This is a genomic window from Pseudomonas sp. Pme6b, from assembly GCF_058129925.1.
In genome coordinates, this window is record NZ_CM176704.1 from 5,097,321 (window position 1) to 5,113,272 (window position 15,952).

A 15,952-nucleotide genomic window follows, 5' to 3' on the forward strand; every position below is an offset into this window, starting at 1 on the left:
AGTTGACCTTCGATTGAACCGCCCCGGGTTTCTCGGAGACCCTTTTGTTTGAGTCATGCCACCTGGGCAGACTCGGTGAGTTGCTGATAATAGATTGCTTCTGCTTCGACCGGTGGAATATGACCGATTGGCTCCAGCAGGCGGCGGTGATTGAACCAGTCCACCCATTTCAGGGTTTCCAGCTCCACCGCCCCCCGTGTGGGCCAAGAGCGTCGATGAATCACTTCAGCCTTGTAAAGACCATTGATGGTCTCAGCCAAAGCATTGTCGTAAGAGTCACCGACACTCCCGACCGATGGCTCAATACCGGCTTCGACAAGACGCTCGGTATAGCGAATGGACACGTACTGCACGCCACGGTCACTGTGGTGAATGAGTCCACCCTGCTTGACTGGGCGACGGGCGTAAAGGGCTTGCTCCAGTGCATCGAGTACAAAATCGGTACGCGCTGAACTGGACACCTTCCAACCGACGATGAATCGGGCAAAGACATCAATGATGAAGGCCACGTAAACAAAACCCTGCCAGGTACTGACGTAGGTAAAGTCCGATACCCATAGGGCGTTCGGGCACTCAGCCACAAACTGACGGTTGACATGATCCTGCGGGCACGGCCTGGCTTGGTCGCTGACCGTCGTCTTGACGGGCTTGCCGCGTACCACGCCTTGCAGGCCCAGCTCTCCCATCAGACGTTGCACCGTACAGCGGGCGACTTGCAGTCCGTCACGCAGCAATTGTCGCCAGACCTTGCGCACGCCATATACCTGGAAGTGCTCATCCCAGACTCGCTGGATGTGCTCACCCAGTTCCTGGTCACGCTGCGCACGCGCTGACTGCTGGCTGGGGTCAGCCTGCTGAGCAGCGTACCGGTAGTACGTCGACGGGGCGATTGGCAACACCTTGCAAATCGGCTCGACCCCGTAAGACTGGCGGTTTTCATCAATAAACGTCTTCATCGTTTGAATGGGCGGTCGAGCTCCGCCTGGGCAAAATAGGCTGAGGCCTTACGCAAGATCTCGTTAGCTTGACGCAACTGACGGTTCTCACGCTCCAAGAGCTTGACTCGCTCACGTTCGACTGTGCTCAGCCCATCACGCTGGCCGCTGTTGCGCTCAGATTGGCGAACCCACAGCCGTAATGTCTCGGGCGTGCAGCCGATCTTGGGGGCAATGGCACTGATGGTGGCCCACTGCGACTCGTACTCAGGAAGGTGTTCGAAAACCATCCTGATGGCCCGCTCACGGACCTCTGGGGAATACTTCGGTAGTTTTTTCATCGCTCCATCCTCTCAAAGGTTGGAGTCTCCGAGAAACCCGGGGCGGTTCAGTTTTTCGTCATACAGAGGTACAGCACTGACACGCATCCATGATTCCCGACCTGCATCCTGGCGATGATAAAAGTCCACGCCGGTTGCCGCATCGCCTCTCAGAGCTCTGGCACCAGGGAACATGTCGGGCTCCAGGCGCTGACCTTGCGCATCGAGCCCTACCCATCGTGCAGCGCCATCTGTCTGTCTGGAAGGAATCACATTCTCCGGCACATATTGGCGATACAAAGGATTGCTCACCAGGGAGGTCCCTTGTGTGTCCATGAAGCACACTCCAACCGGAATATTTTCGAGCAGGATCTGCAACCGGGTTCTTTCTTCAGCCAATTGAGTGAGACTTTGCCGCATCTCGAACTGACGCTCACGGGCTCGCCAGGCCGCGGCGATCGCGCTCAATAACGAGGATGAGCTGAGAGGGCGCTCCAGGACGATCACATGTCCTGCCGATTTTGGCAGCCTGCGCCTGGCCATCTCGGTGTCTCGCCCAGAACGACCTTTATTCGACGCGAGCAAGATGACGGGGATCTCCGACCATCCCGGTTGCCGGTCCAAAGCGTTTCCGAAACTCAGCACATCCCCGGAAAGGCTCTCCTCCGTGAGTATCACCAGACCAGTGCTTTCACCCAGAGCGATTGAAAGCGAGGCCAGGTCGTGGTGAGCTTGAACGGGGTAAATATCGCCAAGCAGTTTACCGAGGCTGATTGCATCTCCCTTGAAGGGAGCCACAATCATCAGGGTTTTGCGTTCAGAGAATTGCTCAGTCGCCACGCTTGCGCTCTTCCATCAGCGGAAGGTTGGCACCGAAATACTCTGGAGTACCCGTCAACACGCCGCGGAAATCGACTAATGGCGCACCGACGCGAATACCCCTGGAATCAATCCGGAGTTCGCGAATCGCATCCTCATGGGCTCCGGTGCGATGTTTCAGAACAGAGATGGCCTTGCGCAAACGTCCCTGCGCCTCGAAGAAACGAATGAGGATGACAGAGTCCGCGACATAGGAAATATTCAGGTTGGTTGACATCGACCCTACCAGCCCATGCTGAGGATTGATCAAGAACGTAACGACGCCCAGTTGGCTCAGGTATGAAAGCAACTCGTGCATCTGCAAGATCAGTTGCTGTTCCTGTGGCATCGCCGCCATGTAGCCGTTAAGTCTATCGACAACGATCATGGTACTGCCGCGCTCTTCGACCTCTGTGCGAACCCGCCACGCAAATTCCCCGGGAGAAATCTCGGCAGGATCGATTTGCTGGATGATCAACTGACCGCTCGATACGTGGCGACTTAACTCCATGCCCATGCTGTCTGCCCGGGAGATCAAAGTAGCAATGCGCTCATCGAATTCGTAGATGGTGCATTTTTCACCTCGTGCGCAGGCTGCCGCCAGATAGGCAAGGGTAACGGTGGTCTTTCCAGAGCCAGCAGGCCCTGTGACCAAGGTACTGGTTCCCCTGAGCGGGCCACCGACCAACAAGTCGTCCAGTTCCTTGACACCGCTAGGCACAGGCTCCGCTCTGAATGGGACATGGTGAGTGGCCGCAATCAACCTCGGATACACCTCCAATCCACCTCTGCGAATAGTGAAGTCATGAAAGCCTGCGACAAAGTCAACGCCTCGTAACTTTTGCACCTGAAGTCGCCTGCGGGCGGCACCGAAATCCAGCGTCAGCCTCTCAAGCGTGATCACACCGTGGCATAAGCTATGCAGATGGTTATCGCGTTCACCCGAAGAAGCCGTGAGATCGTCCACAAGCAGGACCGTGATATCCCGACCTGCAAAATATTGCTTGAGCGCCAACACCTGGCGACGATAACGCAGAGGATCCTGAGCCAGAAGCCGCATCTCGGAGAGGCTGTCGAAGACTAGCCGTCTGGGCTGAAGTTTATCGACTCGCTGCTGAATAAGCTTGATGGTATCGCCCAGCTCCGCCTCCCACGGATGCAGGATAGACTGCTCGTACTCATCGCCCAGTACTTCCTCTGTTGAGGAAAACTCAAACAAATCAATGCCGTCCAATGACCAGCCATGTGAGTGAGCGACGCTTTCAAGCTCTTCGCTGGTTTCTGAAAGCGTGATGTACAACACGGACTCACCGGCCTTCACCCCATCGAGCAAGAACTGGAGACCCAGCGTCGTCTTTCCTGCTCCAGGCGTACCCTCGAGTAAATAAAGCCTGTTGCTCGGTAGACCACCCTTAAGGATCGAGTCAAATCCGGCATTGCCCGTCGAGACAATCGGACGAGGTAGAGTCATTTTAGCCTCAAGGGAAAATGTGAGAGCACGTGTAAGTGTAAGGCCCGTCAGTATGGGGCCACCTTGAAAGCTGCGCCATTGGCAGATGAGCCGTTTCCAAAATAAATCAAACTTTGAAGGAGGGCTATTTCGTCGATTGAAACCAATAGCATTCCCGAGGATGCAATGAAGCTACAGTCCGAATGTTTATGTGGACTGACGGTGCTTAAACTTCTTGGCTTGCGAAGCTGAATCACAGCCCTCAACGTCGTCTGTCTGGTCTATGCTGGAAATTGATGGTTAATGAAGGGCCAGCATTTTTCACAAGGAGCAAAACATGCGCAAACTCGTACTCTCAATGACTGCCGCTCTCTTCCTCGCTGGCGCTGTGGCGCCCGCGGCGTTTGCAGAGAGTGAGTTGGAAAAGGGCGTCCGACACGATAACCGTGAACTGGATAAGGGTGTTGATCATGACGCCAAAGAAGTGGACAAGGGCGTCAAGCATGATGCTGACGAGGTCGACAAAGGTGCAAAGCATGATGACAAGGAACGTCACAAGGCTGACAAGCATGTCGATAAAGAGGTTAAAAAAGATCTGTGAAAAAAAGCCTGCCACCGAGCAGGCTTTTATAGTCGGACCCCGTATAAAGGGTCCGACCTCTGTTACTGGATGTACGGTCAGATCTTGAAACTGTCGACCAGTTGCTTCAAACGACCGGCTTGTTGCGAAAGCGCGGCACAATCCTTGAGGGTTTCATTAAGGTTGGCCACACCTTGCTGATTAAGTGTGTTGATCTGGTTGATATCGATATTGAGTGTTTCCACAACCGCGGTCTGCTCTTCCGTGGCAGCAGCAACCGACTGGTTCATGCCATCGATATCACCAATGCGGCGCGTTACATCGCGCAGACGACTGCCCGCCTGATTGGCAACTTCGACACTTTCCTGACTCGACACCTGGCTTTCATTCATGTTGAGCACGGCATGCTGAGACCCGGTTTGCAGCCCGCCGATCATCTTGTGAATTTCATCAGCCGATGTCTGCGTGCGATGAGCAAGGTTGCGCACCTCGTCGGCAACCACGGCAAAACCACGTCCGGCTTCACCTGCACGGGCCGCTTCGATGGCAGCGTTGAGCGCCAGCAGGTTGGTTTGCTGCGAGATGCCTTTGATCACGTCCAGAATGTGGCCGATGTTGTCGGTACTGGCGTTAAGCTGCTCGATCTGCGTGCACGAGTCGCTGATTTTGGCGGACAACGTACTCATGGCGTGGATGGTTTTTTCGACCACCACCTGACCGTCTTCAGCCTGGGTGCGGGCCTCACTGGCCTGAATCGAAGCGTCCGAGGCGTTGCGGGCGATCTCCTGAGTGGCCGCGCCCAGTTCGTTGATCGCAGCGGCAACGCTGTTGGTACGGGCGCTCTGCTCGTCAAAGCCGACGATTGAAGAGTTGGAGGAATTGACCACTCGCTGCGACAGGTCATGCACCTGCAGTGTTGCGGAGGAGACCTCAGCGATGGACGCGTGCACGCGCTCCACGAACTGATTGAACGAGCCACCCAGCTCGGCAAACTCGTCCTTGCCCTGAATGCTCAGACGGCGGGTCAGATCACCCTCGCCCTGGGCGATGTCCTGCATCGCACGACCCATGTCGGTCAGCGGCCGCATCAGCGCACGGATCAGCAGGCTCAACAGCAAGGCAATCACGGCCACCGCAATCAGTACGGCGACCATCGCCGAGCTGCGGAACTGGCTCAACGGTGCATAAGCCTTGTCCTTGTCGATCGACAGACCAATGTACCAGTCGGCCGAAGGCAGCCCGGTGATCGGGGTAAACGACAGCAACCTCTGCTGACCATTGAGCGTGACCTCACGCAGGCGCGCATCCAGACTGAGGGGCTGGCCCGGGTAGACGTCCTTGAGGTTTTTCATCACCTGTTCCTTGTCCGGGCTGACAATGATCTGCCCGTCCCCACTGACCAGAAAGGCGTAACCGAGCCCGCCGAACTCCACCGAGTTGATGATCTTGACCAGCGTGTCCAGGCTCAGGTCACCGCCAGCCACGCCAGTTATCTGGCCTGCAGTCTTGACCGGGCTGGCGATAGTCACCACCAGGCCGCCCACGGAAGCCAGATAAGGCGGGCTGAGAATGGTTTTGCCGGCGTCGACGGTGGACCTGTACCAGGGCCGCTGACGTGGATCGTAGCCAGCCGGCATATCGACATTGGGCCGCTGGGTGAACACACCTTTGCTGTCACCGACGTAGGTGAACTGAAAGGTCGACACCAGCGAAGACTGCGACACCAGTCCGCTCAGGTCGGAATTGACCCCTTGGAAGGCTACGTTCTGGGTGAGGTTTTCCAGCACCAGAATGCGTCCGCTCAGCCAGTTCTGCACGCTGCTGGCCGTCAACTGACCCGCCTGGCCCACCGAGGACTCAAGGTTCTGATTGATGGTGGTGCGTTGCAGGTAGTCGTTGTAAAGGGTGAACAAGGCAAAGGCCAACACCACAACACCGGCCGCAGCCAGAAGAATTTTATGACGAAACTTCAAATTCATGACAAAGCATCTCAACGTGACGGGAAGAAGGCTCAGATGCCAGAACAACTTGTGACGTAAAAATGTCACGCACTGCAAAAGCAATGAACCTGAAGCGGGTAAGGTTTCCACTGTCGCGAGCATAGACAATATTTTGCCGCACCCTATGAGAGGCGGCGCTCTATTTCAGTCTTTTCAGCGATTCTTTATAGCGGTGCATTGCCGTGAACGATAGGGCCTGAAAAAGTATTTCAAGCGTTTTGAAACTTTCTCTTTTTTTTATTTCAGCTTGGCCACCACCTGCCGATAGTGTCTGTATACCACCCCCTGCCCCTGACCTGTATGCCATGCCTTTCAGGGGCTCTACTGCTTTAAATGGCTGTTGTTGGAGAATTCAATGAGTAGCTGGTTTGCAAACATCAGCGTCAATATGAAACTGGCCCTCGGTTTCGTCTAGTACTTGTTTTTACTGCGATTCTTGCGCTGACTGGCTGGACCAGCATGAGCGGACTGATCAATCGCAGCAACTGGATGAGTGACATTACTTCGCTCAACTCCCAGTTGACCAAACTGCGTGTGACCCGTCTGCAATACATGGTCGCTGACGGCGACGAGAAAGTCGCAGAGACCGTTCAGGTCTCGCTGGACGGCTTCAAGAACTATCAGCAAAAGCTGCTGACCTCGTTCAAAAGTCCCGAAAACGTGAAAATGCTCGAGCAACTGGGAGTGGTGATCGCTGACTACCAGAAATCGCTGAACAGCATGCGCGGCGGGTACAAGGCCAGCATTGTGGCGCGTGATGAGCTGAGCACGAATGCTGACAAAAGCATTGATGTGTTTGAGCTGCTTCAGGCTGAAGTGAAAAAAATGGACCCTGCCGATGCCAATCGGTTCGAGCAATACCAGATCGTCACCGATGCAAAGGAAAACCTCAGGCTCGCGCGTTATGAGGTGCGTGGCTACACCACCAACCCTACGGCAGAAACTGAACAGACCGCCGTTGCAATGCTGGATTCTGCCATCAAGGATCTGGACACGCTGAAAACGACGTTCAGCGGCACCCAGGCTGATCAGCTCAAGCAGCTGGAAACCTCGTTGGCCGCGTACCGCAAAGCCCTGCAGAGCTTCAAGGCCGCAACTGCCGACATCGCTCAGGCTCGTAAGGAGATGACCGTACAGGGCCAGGATATCGTCAAGATCAGCGAAGCCATGTACCAACTGCAACTGGATCGCCGCGATCAGGAAAGCGCACAGGCTCGCACCACGCAGATCACCTGTACGCTGCTGGCAATTATTCTGGGCATGATTGCAGCGGTGATAATCACCCGGCAGATTACCCGTCCATTGCAGGAAACTCTGGCAGTGGTCGACCGTATTGCATCAGGTGACCTGACCCAGACCCTGGCAGTCACTCGTCGTGACGAGTTGGGCGTTCTGCAGCAAGGCATTCAACGCATGGGCAGCACGTTGCGCGAGCTGATTGGCGGTATCCGCGACAGCGTTGTGCAGATTGCCAGTGCCGCCGAAGAGCTGTCAGCGGTTACCGAGCAGACCAGCGCCGGCGTCAACAGCCAGAAAGTCGAAACCGACCAGGTGGCCACCGCCATGCATGAGATGTCGGCAACGGTTGCAGAAGTGGCTCGTAACGCCGAACAGGCCTCGCAGGCAGCGTCCAACGCCGACCGCGAAGCGCGCGACGGTGACAAAGTCGTGGGCGAAGCGATTGTGCAGATCGAGCGTCTGGCCAACGAAGTGGGTCGCTCGGCCGATGCCATGAACCAGCTGGAGCAGGAAAGCGACAAGATCGGCAAGGTCATGGACGTCATCAAGGCTGTGGCCGAACAAACCAACCTGCTGGCCCTCAACGCAGCCATCGAAGCGGCCCGTGCCGGGGAAGCCGGGCGTGGTTTTGCCGTGGTTGCCGACGAAGTCCGCGGCCTGGCACAACGCACGCAGCAGTCCACAGTCGAGATTGAAACACTGGTTGCAGCCCTGCAAAGCGGCACGCGCCAAGTGTCCAGCATCATGCTCAGCAGCCGCGAACTGACCGTCAGCAGCGTACAGCTCAGCCGTCAGGCGGGTACATCGCTGGGCAGTATTACCCAGACGGTCTCCAACATTCAGGCAATGAACCAGCAGATCGCTGCCGCCGCCGAGGAGCAGAGTGCCGTAGCTGAGGAAATCAGCCGCAGCATCGTCAACGTGCGCGATGTCTCCGAGCAGACCGCTTCGGCCAGCGAAGAAACCGCTGCCTCCAGCGTCGAACTGGCGCGCCTGGGCGGGCAATTGCAAACGATGGTCAGCCACTTCCGGATCTGATCACCCAGCGTTGACATCAAGCCCGGTCTTTACCGGGCTTGATTGTTTCTGCACTCCTGACAGTCACGCCTGCGGCGGCTGTCCGTTGGACGCTGACAATCCGCCATCCACCGGCAAATTCACGCCAGTCACGAAGCGTGCGTCTTCACTTGCCAGAAAGGCGATGACATCGCCGACATCTTCAGCTTCGCCTGGACGTCCCAGCGGGATGCGCTCCATGAATTTGGCCATCAGTGCCTTGTCGCCGAGCATGTCTTCAGTCAGCTCGCTGCGAGTCAGTGACGGGCAGACGGCGTTGACGCGCACACCGTCGGCACCGTGGTCCATCGCCAGCGCGCGGGTGAAATTGGTGATTGCGCCTTTGGCCGCGTTGTAGAAGCTCATGCCCCAGTCGCCGCCCAGGCCGGAAACCGACGAGACGTTGATGATGTTGCCTTTACTGGCGATCAGCGCCGGCATGGCGGTACGGGTGCAATAGAACACGCCATCCAGGTCCACTGACATCAGTTCTTTCCAGTCATCTACGCCCAACTCGGTGACTTTGCCGGACTTGACGATACCGGCGTTATTGACCAGCACATCCAGACGCCCAAAGTGCGTGGCGACTTCCTTGAACAGCGCTTCCACATCGCTTGGGTCCGCCACATCGGTAGCACGGACCAAATGACCTTCGCCCGCCAGTTGCGCGGCGACTTTGTCCAGCTTGTCGCGATTACGGCCTACCAGTACAACTCTTGCACCCTCTTGGGCAAAACGCTTGGCGGTGGCTTCGCCGATTCCGGAACCGGCCCCGGTCACCACAACAACTTTCTGGGTAAAACGATTCATGCAGCAGCTCCAAAAAAATAATGGGGTTATGAGGTGGACTGCCCGGTTGCACGCAGCGTTCAGTCCAAATCATTCACTGCTTTATGAGGGGTTAAAATCAGGTGAATCGGTAAACCTCGACTAACAGCGCGTTGACAAATCGAGACTGCGCTGCAAATATCACTGCGGTTGTACGACAACCTATAACGCCAAAAATAAAAACAAGACTGGGCCAACCATGAAAACTCTCGTCTGTACGTCTGCTCCACCGATTATCGAAGCTTCATCTGTTCCGACAGTTTCGCAGCACCCGACATCCTTTCAGATTCATAACATTCGCTGATACATGGCGAACGGTACTCGGCCGTCTGTCGGTCGAGGCCATGCCTGGCAACAGGCATCACGTAATCCTCAAAGGTGTCGGCTGCTGCTTGCGCGCGGCCAGAAAAGAGGACGGTTTCGATAAACAAGGGAGCAAAACAATAATGACATTTCACACCTCCCGCTCACGCATCCTGATGGGTGTTGGCGGCATGACACTGATTTTCCCGATGCTCGGCATGGCAGAGGGTTTCGTCGACGATACCAAAGCCACACTTACGCTGCGTAATGCGTACTTCAACCGCAACTTCACCAACCCGGCCTTTCCCAACAGCGCAGCTCCGCAGAGCAAAGCCGAGGAATGGACACAAAGCTTTATTCTCGACGCCAAGTCGGGCTTCACCCAAGGAGTGGTCGGTTTCGGGGTTGACGTGCTGGGCCTGTATTCGCTCAAGCTCGATGGTGGCAAAGGCACAGGGGGCACTCAGTTGCTGCCGATCCACAGCGACGGTCGCCCGGCCGATGATTTCGGCCGTCTCGGCGTTGCAGGCAAGGCGCGGGTTTCCAAAACCGAACTGAAAGTCGGCGAATGGATGCCGGTGCTGCCGATTCTGCGCTCCGATGACGGTCGTTCGTTGCCGCAGACTTTCCGCGGTGGCCAGGTGACGTCCAAGGAAATCGACGGCCTGACGCTGTATGGCGGGCAATTCCGCGGCAATAGCCCGCGCAACGATGCAAGCATGGAAGACATGTCGATGAACGGCCGAGGCGCGTTCACGTCCGATCGCTTCAACTTCGGCGGCGGCGAGTATGTCTTCAACGACAAGCATACCCAGGTAGGTGTCTGGTACTCGGAGCTGCAGGACATCTACCAGCAGCAGTTTTTCAACCTGCTGCACAGCCAGCCGGTCGGCGACTGGACCCTGGGGGCCAACCTGGGTTACTTCATCGGCAAGGAAGACGGAAACAAACTGGCCGGCGACCTCGACAACAAGACCGCTTACGCATTGCTCTCGGCGCGCTATGGCGGCAGCACGTTCTATGTCGGCCTGCAAAAGCTCACCGGCGATACGGCGTGGATGCGCGTCAACGGCACCAGCGGCGGCACGCTGGCCAACGACAGTTACAACTCCAGTTACGACAACGCCAAGGAGAAGTCCTGGCAGTTACGCCATGACTATAACTTCGCAGTGCTCGGCGTACCCGGCCTGACCCTGATGAACCGCTATATCAGCGGCGACAATGTGCATACCGGCAACATCACCGACGGCAAGGAATGGGGACGAGAGTCTGAACTGGCGTATACCGTACAAAGCGGTGCACTCAAGAACCTGAACGTCAAATGGCGCAACTCCAGCCTGCGTCGCGATTTCAGCACCAATGAGTTCGACGAGAACCGCGTATTCATCAGCTACCCTATTTCGCTGCTGTGAAACCTGTGGCAAAGCCTGCCTGAAAGCCCATCTACAGGGGCAGGTTTTGCCTTGTTACAAATGTGTCTGCACAGGCGGGCACACAGGTCGTTTTTATACTTTGGCCGCGTTGACAATCAGCGTATGCGGTGTCGATAATTCGGCAAGTCATACGACAACAGATGACAAAAATAACAATCGGGACTTTTCTCATGGCATCGGCTCATACCACTCAAACTCCCTTCAATCGCCTCCTGCTGACCGGTGCGGCAGGTGGCTTGGGCAAGGTCTTGCGCGAAACACTGCGCCCCTACGCAAACGTGCTACGCCTGTCCGACATTGCCGAGATGGCACCGGCGGTAGACGACAGTGAAGAAGTTCAGGTCTGCGATCTGGCTGACAAGGACGCCGTATACCGCCTGATCGAAGGTGTGGACGCGATAGTGCACTTCGGCGGTGTATCAGTCGAACGGCCGTTCGAGGAAATCCTCGGTGCCAACATCTGCGGTGTGTTCCACATCTACGAAGCGGCCCGTCGTCATGGCGTGAAACGCGTGATCTTTGCCAGTTCCAACCACGTGATCGGTTTCTACAAGCAGACCGAAACCATCGACGCGCACTCCCCGCGCCGCCCGGACAGCTACTACGGTCTGTCCAAGTCCTACGGCGAAGACATGGCCAGCTTCTACTTCGATCGTTACGGCATCCAAACCGTCAGCATCCGCATCGGCTCGTCGTTCCCTGAACCGCAGAACCGTCGAATGATGAGCACCTGGCTGAGCTTTGGCGACCTGACCCAGTTGATCGAGCGCTCCCTGTACACGCCAGACGTCGGTCATACCGTGGTCTACGGTGTTTCGGACAACAAGACCGTATGGTGGGACAACCGTTTCGCCAGCAAACTGGACTACACCCCCAAAGACAGCTCGGAAGTTTTCCGCGCCAAGGTTGAAGCCCAACCGGAGCCTGCGGCTGACGACCCGGCGATGGTTTATCAGGGCGGTGCGTTTGTGGCCTCAGGCCCCTTCGGCGATCAATAAACAGCCCCTACCTGTTGAAGAACTCTGCTTGCAGACGTTGGAGATACGACCTGTCATGGATGCCGAACTGATTGTCGATGCACAAAACGCCACAGGCGAAAGCCCGGTCTGGAGCGCACGTGACCAGGCGTTGTACTGGGTAGATATTCCGAAAGGTACGCTGCAGCGCTGGAGTTTCGCCGACGGCAGCATACGCACCTGGAAAGCGCCGCAGATGCTGGCCTGCATCGCAGCCGACAGCCGCGGCGGCTGGATTGCGGGGATGGAAGACGGCATTTATCATCTGCAGCCCTGCGAAGACGGCAGCCTGATCAGTACTCTTCTGGCAAGCGTCGAACATGCACAGACAGGCATGCGCTTCAACGATGGCCGATGCGACCGACAAGGACGCTTCTGGGCCGGCACCATGCTGATGGACATGGCAGCAGGCGCAGTGGTAGGTGCGATGTATCGCTACAGCGCCGGGCAGAAGACACTCGATGCACATTTAAAGGACTTCATTGTCCCCAACGGCCTGGCGTTCAGCCCGGACGGCAAGACCATGTACCTGTCCGACTCGCATCCCAGCGTGCAGAAGATCTGGGCTTTCGATTACGACACCGATAGCGGCACGCCGCACAACCGTCGCCTGTTCGTGGACATGAACCACCACCTGGGCCGCCCTGACGGTGCAGCAATCGACACCGATGGCTGCTACTGGATCTGCGGCAATGACGCGGGCCTGATCCACCGTTTTACGCCCAACGGAAAACTCGACCGCTCGCTGGTCGTGCCGGTTAAAAAACCGGCCATGTGCGCTTTTGGCGGCCCCAATCTCGATACCTTATTCGTAACGTCCATTCGCCCGGGTGGCGATATCAGCGACCACCCATTCGCCGGTGGTCTGTTCGCTTTGCGCCCTGGTGTCAAAGGCCTGGAGGAACCCGTGTTTCAGGGCTGACAGTGCCCAACGAAAATCCCATAGCTCGACCAAAAATAACAAAATCGGAGATATCCATGGATTTCAAACGCAAGCTTCTCATCGCTGCACTTCCGTTGGCCTTCTGCGTGTCAGGCATGGCTCAGGCAGAAGTCAAAATCAAGTTCGCCGAGGTTCACCCCGCAGGCTATGCGCCGGTCGTGGCGGAACAGAACATGGGCAAGAAGCTCGAAGAGCAATCCAAGGGCGAGATTACCTTCAAGATGTACGCTGGCGGCGTGCTCGGCTCCGAGAAGGAAGTCGTTGAACAGGTCCAGAGTGGTGCCGTGCAGATGACCCGTGTCAGCCTGGGCATCGTCGGCCCGGTCGTGCCGGACGTCAACGTCTTCAACCTGCCGTTCGTGTTCCGTGATCAAGCGCACATGCGCACGATTATCGACGGCGAGATCGGCCAGGAAATTCTCGACAAGATCACCAACTCGCAATTCAATATGGTCGCACTGGCCTGGATGGATGGCGGCACCCGCAACCTGTACACGAAGAAACCGGTACGCCAGATTTCCGACCTCAAAGGCATGAAGATCCGTGTTCAGGGCAACCCGGTATTCATCGAAACCATCAACGACATGGGCGGTAACGGCATCGCCATGGCCACTGGCGAAATCTTCAGCGCCCTGCAAACCGGCGTGATCGATGGTGCGGAAAACAACCCGCCGACCTATTTCCAGCACAACCACTACCAGAACGCGAAGTTCTTCACGATTACCGAGCACTTGATTCTGCCCGAGCCCATCGTGATGGCGAAAGCCACTTGGGAGAAGCTCAAGCCGGAGCAACAGGCGCTGGTGAAAAAGCTCGCGCGTGAAGCGCAGATGGAGGAGCGCGCGCTGTGGGACAAGTCGTCAGCCGATGCCGAAACCAAGCTCAAGGCTGCTGGCGTGGAGTTCATCACCCTGACGCCGGAGCAGAAGAAAGCCTTCTACGACGCCACCCAGCCGGTGCGTGACAAATTCGGTGCGCCCTACAAGGATTTGATCAGCCGCATCGAAGCGGTCCAGACCAATCCGGCACTGGCTGCACCGAGCACCCAAGCGGCCCAATAAGCCTGTCCGATTATGCTGCGCGAATGAGTGAAAGCTCGTTCGCCGCCGCAGTGGTGAGCCCAATGAAAAATACGCTATTGCGCATCAACGACACGATTTATCGGGTCTGCATCGGCATTGCCGGTCTGTCGGTGCTGATCATGACCCTGATCATCCCCTGGGGCATCTTTGCCCGTTACATACTCGGCAGCGGCTCCAGCTGGCCGGAACCCACGGCCATTTTGCTGATGGTGGTATTTACCTTCTTCGGCGCTGCCGCCAGTTACCGCGCCGGTGCACATATGGCCGTTTCGATGGCCGTGGACCGTATGCCGCAACAGGTGCGTCGCAGCGCCTCGATGGTCGTGCAGATCCTGATGGCAATCGTGGCCCTGTTCATGATCTTCAAGGGCTTCAAGCTGTGCGCTACCACGTGGAATCAGTTTGTCGGCGAGCTACCGTTTCTGAGGGTCGGCATCACTTACCTGCCAATCCCCATCGGCGGCATCGTAACCCTGATTTTCGTATTGGAAAGACTGTTTCTGGGCGACCAGAGTCATCGCGCGGTGATGCGCTTCGATGTCATTGAAGAAAGCGAAGGTGCCGCATAAATGGACGCTTTTATACTGCTGGGCAGCTTCATAGCATTGATCCTAATCGGCATGCCTGTTGCCTATGCGCTGGGGCTTTCGGCCCTGATAGGCGCCTGGTGGATCGATATTCCGGCCGATGCGCTGATGATTCAGATTGCAGGCGGCGTGAACAAGTTTTCGCTGCTGGCGATTCCATTCTTCGTGCTGGCCGGGGCAATCATGGCCGAAGGCGGCATGTCACGACGGCTGGTCGCCTTTGCTGCTGTGCTGGTGGGTTTCGTGCGCGGTGGGCTGTCGCTGGTCAACATTGTGGCATCCACTTTCTTCGGCGCGATTTCGGGTTCCTCGGTGGCCGATACCGCTTCGGTAGGCTCAGTGCTGATCCCGGAAATGGAACGCAACGGCTATCCTCGGGACTTCTCGACGGCAGTGACCGTCAGCGGCTCGGTTCAGGCCTTGCTGACGCCACCCAGCCATAACTCGGTGCTCTATTCACTGGCGGCAGGCGGTACGGTATCGATTGCTTCGCTGTTCATGGCCGGGATCATGCCGGGTCTGTTGCTCAGCGCAGTGATGATGGGCCTGTGCATGATCTTCGCGCGCAAGCGCAACTACCCCAACGGTGAAGTGATCCCGCTGCGCCAGGCACTAAAAATTGCCGGTGAAGCGCTTTGGGGCATGATGGCCATGGTCATTATTCTCGGCGGCATTCTATCGGGGATTTTCACTGCCACCGAGTCGGCAGCCATTGCCGTGCTCTGGGCGTTCTTCGTCACCATGTTCATCTATAGCGACTACAAATGGCGCGATCTGCCCAAGCTGATGCACCGGGCCGCACGGACCATTTCCATCGTGATGATCCTCATCGGTTTTGCCGCCAGCTTCGGTTACATCCTGACGCTGATGGAAATCCCGATGAAGATCACCACGGCATTCCTGACCCTGTCAGATAACCGCTACGTGATCCTGATGTGCATTAACGTCATGTTGCTGCTGCTGGGCACCGTGATGGACATGGCCCCGCTGATTCTGATCCTGACTCCGATCCTGTTGCCGGTCATCGTCGGTGTCGGCGTCGACCCGGTGCACTTCGGCATGATCATGCTGGTGAATCTGGGGATCGGGCTCATAACACCACCGGTGGGTGCGGTGCTGTTCGTCGGTGCCGCGGTGGGCAAAGTCACCATTGAAGCCACCGTGAAAGCCTTGCTGCCGTTCTATGTCGCGCTGTTTGTGGTGCTGATGCTGGTCACCTACATTCCCGCAATCTCACTGTGGCTGCCGAGCGTCGTGCTCTAACGTCTCCAGCTGCAACGCTACCGGAGCGCTTGAAACCGCTCCGGTACGCACCTCTGTTG

At 56.9% G+C, this 15,952-nt stretch carries 13 protein-coding genes, 2 pseudogenes and 1 other annotated feature; of the genes and pseudogenes, 9 read left to right on the top strand and 6 right to left on the bottom strand.

The window, feature by feature from the left end; translation table 11 throughout:
- Positions 1-53: 53 nt before the first annotated feature.
- The 3 genes from AC4ANE_RS23145 to AC4ANE_RS23155 form a co-directional block, all read right to left on the bottom strand.
- A protein-coding gene (locus AC4ANE_RS23145; RefSeq protein ID WP_095178853.1) for an IS3-like element IS51 family transposase occupies positions 54-1,276 on the bottom strand; the annotation gives its coding sequence in 2 pieces (ribosomal slippage) (positions 54-991 and positions 991-1,276; 1,224 coding nt in all).
- Positions 882-998, bottom strand: a sequence feature (AL1L pseudoknot). Its footprint overlaps the gene before it by 117 nt.
- 12 nt (positions 1,277-1,288) lie before the next feature.
- Positions 1,289-2,095, bottom strand: a complete 807-nt coding sequence (locus tag AC4ANE_RS23150; protein WP_460408543.1) for a hypothetical protein — start codon at positions 2,093-2,095, stop codon at positions 1,289-1,291.
- The gene (locus AC4ANE_RS23155; RefSeq protein ID WP_057446336.1) at positions 2,085-3,584 is read right to left on the bottom strand and encodes an ATPase domain-containing protein; all 1,500 of its coding nucleotides are present in this window, start codon (positions 3,582-3,584) and stop codon (positions 2,085-2,087) included. Before AC4ANE_RS23155 ends, AC4ANE_RS23150 begins: the two co-directional genes overlap by 11 nt.
- 316 nt (positions 3,585-3,900) lie before the next feature.
- Here AC4ANE_RS23155 and AC4ANE_RS23160 point away from each other — a divergent pair, with 316 nt between their 5' ends.
- The gene (locus tag AC4ANE_RS23160; protein ID WP_005747060.1) at positions 3,901-4,164 is read left to right on the top strand and encodes a hypothetical protein; all 264 of its coding nucleotides are present in this window, start codon (positions 3,901-3,903) and stop codon (positions 4,162-4,164) included.
- Between the two features lie 77 nt (positions 4,165-4,241).
- On the opposite strand, the gene AC4ANE_RS23165 is transcribed toward AC4ANE_RS23160, so the two are convergent.
- Together AC4ANE_RS23165 and AC4ANE_RS23170 are read right to left on the bottom strand one after the other, a co-directional pair.
- Positions 4,242-5,102, bottom strand: coding sequence for a methyl-accepting chemotaxis protein (locus AC4ANE_RS23165; RefSeq protein ID WP_369812069.1), 861 nt, complete (start codon positions 5,100-5,102; stop codon positions 4,242-4,244).
- Positions 5,103-5,147: 45 nt separating this feature from the next.
- Positions 5,148-6,245, bottom strand: a pseudogene (locus tag AC4ANE_RS23170) (cache domain-containing protein); the annotation flags it as partial.
- Positions 6,246-6,498: 253 nt separating this feature from the next.
- On the opposite strand from AC4ANE_RS23170, the pseudogene AC4ANE_RS23175 reads away from it, so the two are divergent.
- Together AC4ANE_RS23175 and AC4ANE_RS23180 are read left to right on the top strand one after the other, a co-directional pair.
- Positions 6,499-7,517, top strand: a pseudogene (locus tag AC4ANE_RS23175) (methyl-accepting chemotaxis protein); the annotation flags it as partial.
- Between the two features lie 198 nt (positions 7,518-7,715).
- Positions 7,716-8,420: a methyl-accepting chemotaxis protein gene (locus AC4ANE_RS23180; RefSeq protein ID WP_369812070.1), complete on the top strand. Its 705-nt coding sequence runs from the start codon at positions 7,716-7,718 to the stop codon at positions 8,418-8,420.
- 63 nt (positions 8,421-8,483) lie between these two features.
- Here the strand turns inward: AC4ANE_RS23180 and budC are convergent, their stop codons facing one another.
- A complete protein-coding gene (gene budC, locus AC4ANE_RS23185; RefSeq protein ID WP_002556158.1) occupies positions 8,484-9,248 on the bottom strand; it encodes a meso-2,3-butanediol dehydrogenase in 765 nt (254 codons plus the stop codon).
- A 464-nt stretch (positions 9,249-9,712) separates the two neighbouring features.
- On the opposite strand from budC, the gene AC4ANE_RS23190 reads away from it, so the two are divergent.
- The 6 genes from AC4ANE_RS23190 to AC4ANE_RS23215 all read left to right on the top strand — a co-directional run bounded on the left by AC4ANE_RS23190 (position 9,713) and on the right by AC4ANE_RS23215 (position 15,893).
- The gene (locus tag AC4ANE_RS23190; RefSeq protein WP_031595879.1) at positions 9,713-10,981 is read left to right on the top strand and encodes an OprD family porin; all 1,269 of its coding nucleotides are present in this window, start codon (positions 9,713-9,715) and stop codon (positions 10,979-10,981) included.
- Positions 10,982-11,172: 191 nt separating this feature from the next.
- Positions 11,173-12,000 (top strand): NAD-dependent epimerase/dehydratase family protein, encoded by an 828-nt coding sequence (locus AC4ANE_RS23195; RefSeq protein WP_031595880.1) that lies wholly within the window; start codon positions 11,173-11,175, stop codon positions 11,998-12,000.
- A gap of 55 nt (positions 12,001-12,055) precedes the next feature.
- A complete protein-coding gene (locus AC4ANE_RS23200) occupies positions 12,056-12,940 on the top strand; it encodes a glucurono-1,5-lactonase (RefSeq protein ID WP_002556155.1) in 885 nt (294 codons plus the stop codon).
- A gap of 56 nt (positions 12,941-12,996) precedes the next feature.
- Positions 12,997-14,022 carry a TRAP transporter substrate-binding protein gene (locus AC4ANE_RS23205; RefSeq protein ID WP_002556154.1) on the top strand — a complete coding sequence of 342 codons (1,026 nt, stop codon included), beginning with the start codon at positions 12,997-12,999 and terminating at the stop codon, positions 14,020-14,022.
- Positions 14,023-14,084: 62 nt separating this feature from the next.
- The gene (locus tag AC4ANE_RS23210) at positions 14,085-14,612 is read left to right on the top strand and encodes a TRAP transporter small permease (protein WP_002556153.1); all 528 of its coding nucleotides are present in this window, start codon (positions 14,085-14,087) and stop codon (positions 14,610-14,612) included.
- A complete protein-coding gene (locus AC4ANE_RS23215) occupies positions 14,613-15,893 on the top strand; it encodes a TRAP transporter large permease (protein WP_002556152.1) in 1,281 nt (426 codons plus the stop codon).
- Positions 15,894-15,952: the final 59 nt, after the last annotated feature.

Bases quoted from the DNA above. Each gene is read 5' to 3' on its own strand.
- AC4ANE_RS23155 (WP_057446336.1), bottom strand. From the start codon at position 3,584: ATGACTCTACCTCGTCCGATTGTCTCGACGGGCAATGCCGGATTTGAC.
- budC (WP_002556158.1), bottom strand. From the start codon at position 9,248: ATGAATCGTTTTACCCAGAAAGTTGTTGTGGTGACCGGGGCCGGTTCC.
- AC4ANE_RS23205 (WP_002556154.1), top strand. From the start codon at position 12,997: ATGGATTTCAAACGCAAGCTTCTCATCGCTGCACTTCCGTTGGCCTTC.
- AC4ANE_RS23180 (WP_369812070.1), top strand. From the start codon at position 7,716: ATGTCGGCAACGGTTGCAGAAGTGGCTCGTAACGCCGAACAGGCCTCG.
- AC4ANE_RS23215 (WP_002556152.1), top strand. From the start codon at position 14,613: ATGGACGCTTTTATACTGCTGGGCAGCTTCATAGCATTGATCCTAATC.
- AC4ANE_RS23190 (WP_031595879.1), top strand. From the start codon at position 9,713: ATGACATTTCACACCTCCCGCTCACGCATCCTGATGGGTGTTGGCGGC.
- AC4ANE_RS23210 (WP_002556153.1), top strand. From the start codon at position 14,085: ATGAAAAATACGCTATTGCGCATCAACGACACGATTTATCGGGTCTGC.
- AC4ANE_RS23195 (WP_031595880.1), top strand. From the start codon at position 11,173: ATGGCATCGGCTCATACCACTCAAACTCCCTTCAATCGCCTCCTGCTG.
- AC4ANE_RS23160 (WP_005747060.1), top strand. From the start codon at position 3,901: ATGCGCAAACTCGTACTCTCAATGACTGCCGCTCTCTTCCTCGCTGGC.
- AC4ANE_RS23200 (WP_002556155.1), top strand. From the start codon at position 12,056: ATGGATGCCGAACTGATTGTCGATGCACAAAACGCCACAGGCGAAAGC.